This window comes from Nodularia harveyana UHCC-0300 (assembly GCF_034931085.1).
In the GTDB taxonomy this organism is placed as follows: Bacteria; Cyanobacteriota; Cyanobacteriia; order Cyanobacteriales; family Nostocaceae; genus Nodularia; species Nodularia harveyana.
Genome location: NZ_JAYGHG010000030.1, coordinates 54,050 through 64,108 on the forward strand (window position 1 = coordinate 54,050; position 10,059 = coordinate 64,108).

Sequence of the window (10,059 nt, forward strand, 5' to 3'; positions counted from 1 at the left end):
TTAAGCACTCACAACAGCACGCTGATAAACCCCTTCAGCCACCTGAGCCAAACGCTGCATACCCGTAACAATTTCCTCATCACTACCAGTCAAACTAATGCGTAAACACTGATGCTTGTGTGGCCATTCTTCTCGCAAACCAGGGAAAAAGCTACTACCAGGAACAACAATCACACCCACCTGCTTCAGTTCCTGGTAAAATTCCCAATCAGTAATCGGTAAATCCTGGAGCCACAACCAAGCAAAAATTGCACCTTCACCGCGATGGAGGAACCAAGGTAAATCCTTGGGCATTGATGTATCTAAAGTATCTTCCAGCAAAGTAAACTTCTTCTGGTAGAAGGGACGAATCACATCAACAGCGATTTGAGGTAAAGCACCAGAATTAATGGCGATCGCCGCTATAGCCTGTCCATAGCGTGAGGGGTGAATACACAAATTTGTTTGGAAGCACTCCAACACTTGGATCATGCCTTCATCACCAATTGCCACACCGATGCGTTCTCCGGGTAAACCCACCTTAGATAAACTCATGCAGTGCAAAATATTACCACCAAATACAGGTGTCATTTCTGTAAAATTCAAAGCTGGGAAAGGCGGCGCATAAGCCGAGTCAATTAATACAGGCACATCGTGAGGTGCAGCTAAAGCCGCAATCTTTTTCACCTCATCATCGCTCAGAACATTACCAGTGGGGTTACAGGGACGAGAGAAAATCACGCATCCGGTGCTTTCTGAAATTGACAGTTGGCTGAAATCTGGACGATATTTAAATCTGTGTGCGGCTGCATCAATATCTAAAGTTGGTTTATAGGCGATTAAGGCTTCTGGCACTAAAGAAACACCGCCATAACCCGTATAGTCGGGACTGAGAGGCAAAACGATTTCCTTCAATTCGCCGTTACTTGTGTAACCACCGAAGGCATTGGCAGCGTAGAAATAAAGGCTTTGACTACCGGGGGTAATTAAAATATTGCGATCGCTCAAGTTTAAACCATAGCGCTTGTTAAAGTCATTGGCGATCGCCTCAATTAAAGGTCCATAACCCTGACTAGAACCATAACGACAAACCACCTCACCATACTCAGAACCAGCCAGCAACTCCGCCGTACAGTCCCGCCACAACTGTTCCACCTCCGGCAAAATCAACGGGTTCCCAGCGCTCAAATTCATAAATTCTTGCCCCGCCCCAGCCTTTAACGTTTCGATAATGTCCTTCATAATCGCTCTTACGCCAGTTAGGTTAGACATTTGAGCGCCAATTTTAGTTAGGGCAGGGTTCATATCAGTTATCAGTTATCAGTTATCAGTTATCAATATAATATAGCGGTATCCAATTATATAAAGGTACATCATAGCCCCCTCCTCGCGCGCCTACGGTGTACACACAAGTCCTATCAAGTTACCTCATCACGTTTTGATCCCTCCTAGCCCTGTTTGAGACGGGGGGAATTAGAATCAAAGTCCCCCTTTTTAAGGGGGATTTAGGGGGATCAGATCACTTGTGTGTACACGGTAGTATCCAAAATAAAATCAGTTGGGTTGACTGTTTTGAGTGTTAAACTTTGACAGCGATTAATCTCTTATAACAAGTGATAAAATAACCACTATGAGAAGTTTCGGCACAAGAAGGGTAGAGGGCAAAAGAGGAAAAGTATAAAGGGCTACTAAAGAATCCTCCCGACGGCACAAACAACACGAAAACCAAGAAAGTCGATGATGAAGTCGCGCCCCGCCCTAAGATAATTGAGGCGAGACGCAGAACGGCAGATAGTAGGATTGTTGAACCAGGAACCGCCCCGCAGAACGGCAGATCCTTGTTTTTGAGAAAGGTTATCATTGTCATTAAACCATGCACTACCATCTGTTGGCGCACCTTCATAATTATCGTGCCAATCGTCCAGACACCATTCCCAGACATTCCCGTGCATATCGTATAGTCCAAAGTTGTTAGCTACCTTAAAACTGCCCACAGGTGTAGTCTCCTCTCTGTAGGTTCCTTTTACACCCTTGCCATAAATGGAAGTAGCATCATAGTTAGCCAGTTCTGATGTGATTGTCTCACCAAAGTGAAATGGGCTAGTAGTTCCGGCACGACAGGCATATTCCCATTCTGCTTCACTAGGTAAGCTGTACTGCTTTTTGGTATGGGCAGTCAGACGCTGACAAAACTCCACTGCATCATACCAAGAAACTCGCTCTACAGGTCTTTGCTCCCCTTTAAATTTCGATGGGTCAGGCTTCAGTTCCCTATTTACTTGCGGGAGAGCGGCTACAGCCCGCCACTGTGCTTGAGTAATGGGGTATTTACCCATAAAGAATGGGGAAACTGTGACTTCATGCTGAGGTCTTTCTCTATCAGAACTTTCAGCTTCATCTTTTGGTGAACCCATGAGGAATTTATCGCCGGGAATGGACACCATTTCTAAGGTGACATTACTGGGTAGGCTTTCGGTGAAATATTGGGCGGTTTTGGTTTCTTGCTTAATAATTTCCCCGCTACGGTTAACAGTGACGGTTTCAAACTTCTCAGTGGATAAAGCTAATGCTTCTGATGTGTGGGAAATTTTGTGCTGAATTTGCTCACCCATATCAGCATATTCTCCCCCTAATAGCTGTAAAGTTTCAGCCGTAATCCGAGCAAAAGGTAAATAATCCGGGTCAACCTCTACATCAGGATTAAACAACATTGCATCAAAATTTCTGACTGATTGTCTTAATTGCAACTGTCTATTAATAAACTCAGAAAGACAGAGAATGACATCAATAGTCTGACTTTTGCGTGTGATTTTGATCAGTTCTGCTCTCACACCAGGATAAAATTCGTAATTAACTTCTTCATTTACCTGATTTCTAGGTTGTTCTGCTGTTGGTTTAAGTAATCCACCCATCAAAACTTCTGCTAGATGAACCGCATGGGAGTCAGGTAATAGGGTTTGCTGAATCAGTCGAATTACAGGTAAACTGACAGGAACCGCCGCCATCATCCGCGCTAACTGACGAGATAGAGGGGAAGCAGCGGCCTGAAAACGACTTACCCTAGCTTTAGCAGAAAGCTGGTTGTCTTCGTCATCATTCACAGTAGCTTCAGACGTAATTTTTTCTGGGAGAAAAACTAACCCTGGTGTCCTACTTCCTCCTACCCCTGCTAAAACTTTTGCCCAGTTTTTCATGGGAAAAGATTCTAAGGTGATAATGGGTAAAGTTAAAGCTTGGGGAGAATTGAAGTCTTTATCTACAGGTGGGCGGGTTTTTAATAACCGAGGATTGGGAACGCCTGGATTTTCTGAGTACAATTGCACTTCCATTCCCCAGCCTAAAGCTGTCCGCAACCATAACCGTTCTGGTAATAACTGAAGTAAGGAAACTGGTTGCATTTTAGCCCAATCTCTCAACACCTTTAGTAAAGAGCCATCGTGCCAAATTGGTGATACACAGTCACTAACTAGCCAAATTAAACGTCTACCACTGGGATCATTCAGTTCTTTTAAACTGGCTTGTCGGTGTTTGAGATAAAGTTGTACTTCGCCCTCATTGCCCATTTTGATATGCCATAGGCTAACATTACGAAATGCTCCATGTCTCTCTAAAAGTTGCTGAAATTCTGTGATTATTTGTCGCCAGAGGGGATATCTTGCTGTTTCTTCAATCACTAAAGCGACTTCTAGCCATCGAGTCGAGACAGGTTGAAATATGGGAAGCCAGAAATCTTCTTCAGCAATGCTATTGATGGTTGCTTCTTCATCCAAAACCGTTTCGGTTAAGGAGGGGACTTTTCGCATTAATGGCCGGAGCGATCTACCTAATGCTAAATTATTTCTCAGTGCTAGGGGATCAGTAATTTTAAGTGGTAATCCCGCCGATGCAGATTCAGAACGGTAATTAGCGGGAGTATCTGCATAAACAGAGGCTGTATTTACTATTGGTTCAGCAATCTGTGTAGAATCAATGATCTCAGATTTGGGAGGTAATGAGATTATCGAGGAATTACCTTGATTTGGAAGTGGCTCAACTTCAGCAGTATCAAGTGACGGCTTAATTTGAACCATTAACCAGATAATATCTGCTAACTGCTGCGCCGTTAGGTTAATTTCTGCTTCTGCTAATTTAGGGTTTTCTTTTTCTGGCGGCGCAGACATATATCCTCTCAAACTAAGTTAGATAAATACTGTAATAATTTCTCGATAAATTTATCTTTATCCATCTCTGGAAAATCTTTTCTAGTGACGAGATAGATAACATTTAATAGCTGGTCGGTTGCTAATTGTCCTTTTTTTTGTAATTCTTGATATTTCTCGATAATCGGCTTGGCTTTTGCTAAAATGTCTTGGTCTTCTTGAAAGTGAGCCTGAACAATTTTTTTGATGCGTTCAGAGTCAGGGTCTGGCATAGTCAAGCGAATACAGCGACGTAAAAACGGCGGGGGAAAATCCCGTTCTCCGTTACTTGTGAGAATTACAAAGGGAAAAGCTGAACAGGGTATTTTTCCTCCTTCAATCTCTACTTCTTCATTTTCAGATGTAAACACTGTGACTTGAGCTTGCTGTTTTTTGATCCGAGCTAATTCGGGAATATCAAATTGCCCTTCTTCAAAAATATGCAGGAGATTATTGGGCAAGTCAATATCACTTTTATCAATTTCATCTATCAGTAGAACTCTGGGTTTTTTCTCTTGACTTTTGTATAAAGCTGTGCCTACTGCCCCTAAGCGGACATATTTACCAATATCGTCTCCTTGATTAGTTTCTGGCTTGTCTGTGCTATTGTCTGAACTTGGGGAATCGTGATGTTGTCTCCTGATACTCTGTAACCGTCCTACTGCGTCGTAACTGTAAAGACCCTCTGTTAAAGTAGAACGAGTTGTGATGTTCCATCGTAGGACTGGGCCTAATTTTAATTGATGTGCGATCGCGTAGGCAAGAGAGGTTTTTCCTGTCCCTGGTTTTCCTTCCACTAACAAAGGACGGCGCAAATATAGGGCTGCATTAACTAATTCTACTTCTTCATCTCGAATTTGAAACGTTGCCCCGCGTTTTTCTTCTTCAGTCTTTTCTCCTGCTGTCGAACTGAAACTACGCCAACTTGGTGCTGTAGGTAGGCGTTTAATTCCGTCATGGGGTTTACTGTCTTTTTTAAAGATTTTCCAGTCGTTCATTTGAGTTGATAGTTAGGAGTTACGCGGTTTGGATCATCCCAGATCAGGGAAATATGCTGATTTGATTTACAGCGTTGTTCAAAAATTTGGTTTGGAAGTTGTAATAAATGCTCAACTTCCAATAATTTATTAAGTTGTGTTTTACAATCACCGTCCTGGGGATCGCATCTTAACCAGAGCGCAATGGGTGTTCCCGTATAGTATAAAGCTGAAGCAATACTTACATAATCTGATTTTAAAACCGAACTCAGTTTCAAGCCCACAAACTTTTCATCTTGCAACCGACGAACGAGGGTATCAGCATTACAGTTAGAATAACTGGAGACAAATTGCTGGGAAGGATTCTTACATTTTTGCACAGCTATCCATTTCCTTTTCCATATCTCCTTGCGATCTCGATATTGAATACTGAGGCGGTCTAAAGATCGAATCCTAACTTGATATAGCGATCCCCAAAGAATTTGATGCTTTGGGTCTGCTATCCATTTATCTACATCTAAACATAGTAGAGAAGCAGGCAAAAAAAACTCAATAATTAATTTATCAACTTCTCTGATGCAATTAATTTGTCGTTGATAATTTCTGACTATCTCTTGGATTTGTTCTAAAGCATAAAGGTTTTCTGTTACTTGGCATTCTTCAAAATTCACCCCAGAATGTTGATTATTTAACGGGATTAAATCTGATTCAGAATTTTTAATAATTTCATCACTTGCCAACCAACCAGAAATTTGAAATGTATTGGGATAAGCATTATTGTCCTTGATAGAAACCATTAAATAACTTATATTAGATGATTCTTGATATTTCTTCTTAAAGTGATTAATTTTCTTAGTAAAGTCAGTTTGATTTATTCCATATTTTAAAAAATTAGCTCTTGCTACTTTTTTTATCTTATCTATTATTGATTTATATTTTATGCTATCTCTAATTAAGATACAGGCAACTAATCGAGAAATAAATTGCAAAATTACTAATTGTTTATCATATTCTTTTAGTATATCCAAAATTTCATCTAAACTCTCACTATTTAAGTCATCGTCATTTGCCAATTGTAATATAAAATCTTGATACGCTCGCTTAACACATCGCCCAAATAAGTCATCTTGTTGAGGTAATATATCTGTTAATTCCTCGATTAATTTACTATCTGTATTGTTTGATATCAGAACATATCTATTATAAGCGGTTAAATTACACTTTTTAATAGCTTCTAAAAAGCTATCAAATTCTTCTTGATGTTTTTCAAAATAGTCAAGAATTATATTGACTCTCTTATTTTTTTCCTGTCCATCAGTAAACTGATTCCGCACAGCAGGAAAATAATCAAGTGCTTCATCCAGTTCTGAAGCAGTTAAAGAGTTAATTAATGTTCTCAATTTGGGGCGGTCGTACTTCATTGACTACTAATCTACCTCCCAATAATCCAATAGTTTTGCCCATTTTCTTGTTGTCTTCGCAACCCAAATCGTTGTTCAGGAGATGAATTATTTCTCAACAATTGGTGCATATCTTGAAGCAAATCACGAGCATCTGCAAAATAACCATGACCTAGAAATGTTAAATCAATATTAGAAACTTCTACTGTATCTATGCCATTAACAACTGTAATCGGGGGAAAAAACCCAACACGGGGATGATCATGAATAATACCTGATGTTGCCAAAGCTTTATCTTTAGCAGAAATATAAAGAGTCGTGCGTTCAGCCAGATTTTGATAAGCTTGGGCTAATTCTTCAAAGATATCCGGATCAACATCAGGAGCAGCGAGAAAGATTTGTCCAAAGGAGATTTTACTCTCAGCTTGAACTTGAGCCAAAATTCGCTGCATTGCTCTAAGTAAGCCGCGATTTCCCATACTATGAGCAATAATATGGATTTTTTCTGCCCCACTCTTTTGCGCTAGGTTAAGTAAAAACTCAGCAATATATCTCTCACTGGCTTCAATCGTCGCCTCGTCTGCTGGATAGCTGGCTAGTTTTCCTTTTGACGGCCAGCTATAAAATGCCATAATCCCTGGAAATTGCAAATCTACCCCTATCTGCGCTGCTCGTAAAGCTGCATCCTCAAAACTGACGTTAAAACCGTGAATGAAGACTAAAGCCGAACGCTCATCTGGCTGATTTGCTTGCAACGTCTTTTGAATTTCGCTCCAAAAATTATTTTCCTGCAATAATTTCAGACTCTCTGGCTGGAGTTTGAGACGATCATCTGTAAGTGTTAACAATCTTTGCCAGAAGGGAGAACCAGTAGAGCCGATTTTATGAGACTTTGGTACTGCTACTTGACAAGTGCCATAGTGAAGCTGGCGATCGCGCTCTCCTGAAAATCCAAGGGATAGATCCTGTAGATTATTGGGTCTGCGGTTAGTCCCAAACCAAAGAGTATATAGGGTAGCTTTTGTTGACTGTGGGGAATCTGAATCTGGGGAAGATAGGAAATTTTGGGAAACAGCACGAGTCACCCTTGGTTCTACCACCTCTCGCTGAAGAAGCGATGTATCACGAGTGATAAAATGTGGCACTGCACTATCTGGCAAATTCAATAATTTAATTTCATTTCGACCAAGTTCAAAGGCACTGTAATATCCCCTACCAAATCCTAAACCTCGATAAAACCCTGCGGCAAATGTTACGGCAGAGCGATCGCCAATTTCTTTACTCATACCAACAACACAGCTAACTTTATCTGCTAGTGCATCGGCTTTCTCTAATGAAAAACAGGCATTAAATACCACACATTCTATCCGTCCCTGAAGCACAGCCAACAATTCTGCAAGTGTTTCTGGCGAAACTGACTGCGCTTGTCCTTGAGAGTTATTTAAAATAATTTCACCACTGGGACTACCGTGACCGCTAAAGTGGAGAATTAGCGGTTGATATTGCAGCAAATATTTAGACAGTTCTTCTACCTGAACGGCTCTTTCGACTTTAACTATATAGTTTTTTCCAAATTCTCCTTCTTGCGATCGCAGTCTAATTAGATTGGCTTCTTCCTCCAATTGCAGTCTGTCAGTACCGATGGGATTGGCGGCGAGAACTAGAATATCGCAGTTTTTATTTGGGGCTAAATTAGCTTGTGAATTTTCAGAACTCTCTAACTCCGAAACGTATTTATTATAAGCAGTTAAATTACACTCTTTAATAGCGTCTAATAATTTATAAATTTCTTCTTGATGTTTTTCAAAATAGTCAAGAATTATTCTGTCTCTCAGATATTTTTCCTGTCCATCAGTAAACTGATTCCGCACAGCAGGAAAATCATCAAGTGATTCATCCAGTTCTTTAGTGGTTAAAGCTTCGATTAATTGCCTAAATTTGCGGCGGTTATACTTCATTGACTACTTACCAACTTTACTACAAAGATACAACACAGTGCCGCTCACTGCCCATAGCATTTACAGTAGATTTACGATAGTAGTTCTGCTTAAGCAAATATAAAAATTTTAACCAAATAGGTGCTGTGTCAATTATTCAGAGTTGTTTTCAGCCTTCCCTGAGATAAACTCATAAAAGCCCATAACAAAATTTTTTATCACATAATGCAAGTTAAAGCAGCAGTCGCTTACGGCGCGGGTAAGCCGTTGACTATTGAAACCGTAGAATTATCCCCACCACAAGCCGGGGAAGTTTTAATTGAAATTAAAGCCTCTGGGGTTTGCCATACCGATGCTTACACCCTTTCCGGTAACGATCCCGAAGGTTTATTTCCCACAATTTTAGGACATGAAGGCGCTGGGGTAGTAGTAGAAGTTGGTGCAGGTGTCACTAGCCTCAAACCAGGAGATCATGTCATTCCCTTATATACCCCAGAATGTCGGCAGTGTGAATATTGTTTAAGTCTGAAAACCAACCTCTGTCAAGCAATTCGGGGAACTCAAGGGCGCGGTGTCATGCCCGATGGTACTAGTCGCTTTAGTCTTGGCGGCGAAATGCTCCATCATTATATGGGGACATCCACCTTTGCAAATTACACAGTGTTACCAGAAATCGCCGTCGCCAAAATTCGCCCAGATGCTCCCTTTGATAAAGTTTGTTATATCGGCTGTGGTGTAACTACTGGTATCGGTGCAGTTATTAATACAGCCAAAGTCGAACCAGGGGCAAATGTTGTAGTTTTTGGCTTAGGTGGTATTGGCTTAAACGTCATCCAAGGGGCGCGGATGGTAGGCGCAAATATGATTGTGGGTGTAGATATTAATCCCAGTAAACGCCCTTTAGCAGAAAAATTTGGGATGACGCACTTTGTTAATCCCCAAGAAGTCGAGGGTGATTTAGTCCCTTATTTAGTAGACTTAACCAAAGGCGGCGCTGATTATACATTTGAATGTATTGGCAACGTCAATGTTATGCGTCAAGCCTTAGAATGCTGTCATAAAGGCTGGGGCGTAAGTGTAGTTATTGGTGTCGCTGGTGCTGGACAGGAAATTAGCACTCGTCCGTTTCAATTAGTCACTGGGCGCGTTTGGAAAGGTTCCGCCTTTGGTGGGGCGAGGGGACGTACCGATGTGCCGAAAATTGTTGATTGGTATATGGATGGGAAAATAAATATTGATGATTTAATCACTCATGTTATGCCCATTGAAGAGATTAATACAGCTTTTGATTTAATGCACAAAGGTGAATCCATTCGCAGTGTGGTGACTTTTTAACAGTTATCAGTTATCAGTTATCAGTTATCAGTTAAGAAGCATCATCGGGTTACAGTTTCCTACCATAGGCCTTGATAACTGTTGACTGTTTTAACTGTTACGCCGTAAGTCCCCCACTGAATTTGCTACTCCGAATCAGTGGCGGGATATAAGGTGGGTGATAACGATTGCATCTAGTATTGCTTTTTTGCTAGGCAAAAACAAATACTAGATGTATGAGAAATCACCAATTATTTCATTTAGCTACTTTACC

Annotated in this window: 6 protein-coding genes; 1 reads left to right on the forward strand and 5 read right to left on the reverse strand. The window is 40.9% G+C overall.

What is annotated here, in order from left to right:
- The 5 genes from VB620_RS16345 to VB620_RS16365 form a co-directional block, all read right to left on the reverse strand.
- Entirely contained in the window at nt 1-1,284 is a 1,284-nt protein-coding gene (locus tag VB620_RS16345; protein ID WP_323197216.1) for a valine--pyruvate transaminase, read from the reverse strand.
- A gap of 383 nt (nt 1,285-1,667) precedes the next feature.
- Nucleotides 1,668-4,139: a formylglycine-generating enzyme family protein gene (locus tag VB620_RS16350; protein WP_323197217.1), complete on the reverse strand. Its 2,472-nt coding sequence runs from the start codon at nt 4,137-4,139 to the stop codon at nt 1,668-1,670.
- A gap of 8 nt (nt 4,140-4,147) precedes the next feature.
- Complete coding sequence (locus tag VB620_RS16355; RefSeq protein ID WP_323197218.1) at nt 4,148-5,155, reverse strand: AAA family ATPase; 1,008 nt, start codon at nt 5,153-5,155, stop codon at nt 4,148-4,150.
- The gene (locus VB620_RS16360) at nt 5,152-6,555 is read right to left on the reverse strand and encodes a VMAP-C domain-containing protein (RefSeq protein ID WP_323197219.1); all 1,404 of its coding nucleotides are present in this window, start codon (nt 6,553-6,555) and stop codon (nt 5,152-5,154) included. Before VB620_RS16360 ends, VB620_RS16355 begins: the two co-directional genes overlap by 4 nt.
- A gap of 11 nt (nt 6,556-6,566) precedes the next feature.
- Nucleotides 6,567-8,492, reverse strand: coding sequence for an alpha/beta hydrolase (locus VB620_RS16365; protein WP_323197220.1), 1,926 nt, complete (start codon nt 8,490-8,492; stop codon nt 6,567-6,569).
- 204 nt (nt 8,493-8,696) lie between these two features.
- Between VB620_RS16365 and VB620_RS16370 the strand changes: the two genes are divergently transcribed.
- Nucleotides 8,697-9,806, forward strand: coding sequence for an S-(hydroxymethyl)glutathione dehydrogenase/class III alcohol dehydrogenase (locus tag VB620_RS16370; RefSeq protein WP_323197221.1), 1,110 nt, complete (start codon nt 8,697-8,699; stop codon nt 9,804-9,806).
- Nucleotides 9,807-10,059: the final 253 nt, after the last annotated feature.

Excerpts from the sequence above, each read along its gene's own strand:
- VB620_RS16350 (WP_323197217.1), bottom strand. The coding sequence starts at position 4,139 with ATGTCTGCGCCGCCAGAAAAAGAAAACCCTAAATTAGCAGAAGCAGAA.
- VB620_RS16370 (WP_323197221.1), top strand. The coding sequence starts at position 8,697 with ATGCAAGTTAAAGCAGCAGTCGCTTACGGCGCGGGTAAGCCGTTGACT.
- VB620_RS16355 (WP_323197218.1), bottom strand. The coding sequence starts at position 5,155 with ATGAACGACTGGAAAATCTTTAAAAAAGACAGTAAACCCCATGACGGA.
- VB620_RS16360 (WP_323197219.1), bottom strand. The coding sequence starts at position 6,555 with ATGAAGTACGACCGCCCCAAATTGAGAACATTAATTAACTCTTTAACT.
- VB620_RS16365 (WP_323197220.1), bottom strand. The coding sequence starts at position 8,492 with ATGAAGTATAACCGCCGCAAATTTAGGCAATTAATCGAAGCTTTAACC.
- VB620_RS16345 (WP_323197216.1), bottom strand. The coding sequence starts at position 1,284 with ATGAACCCTGCCCTAACTAAAATTGGCGCTCAAATGTCTAACCTAACT.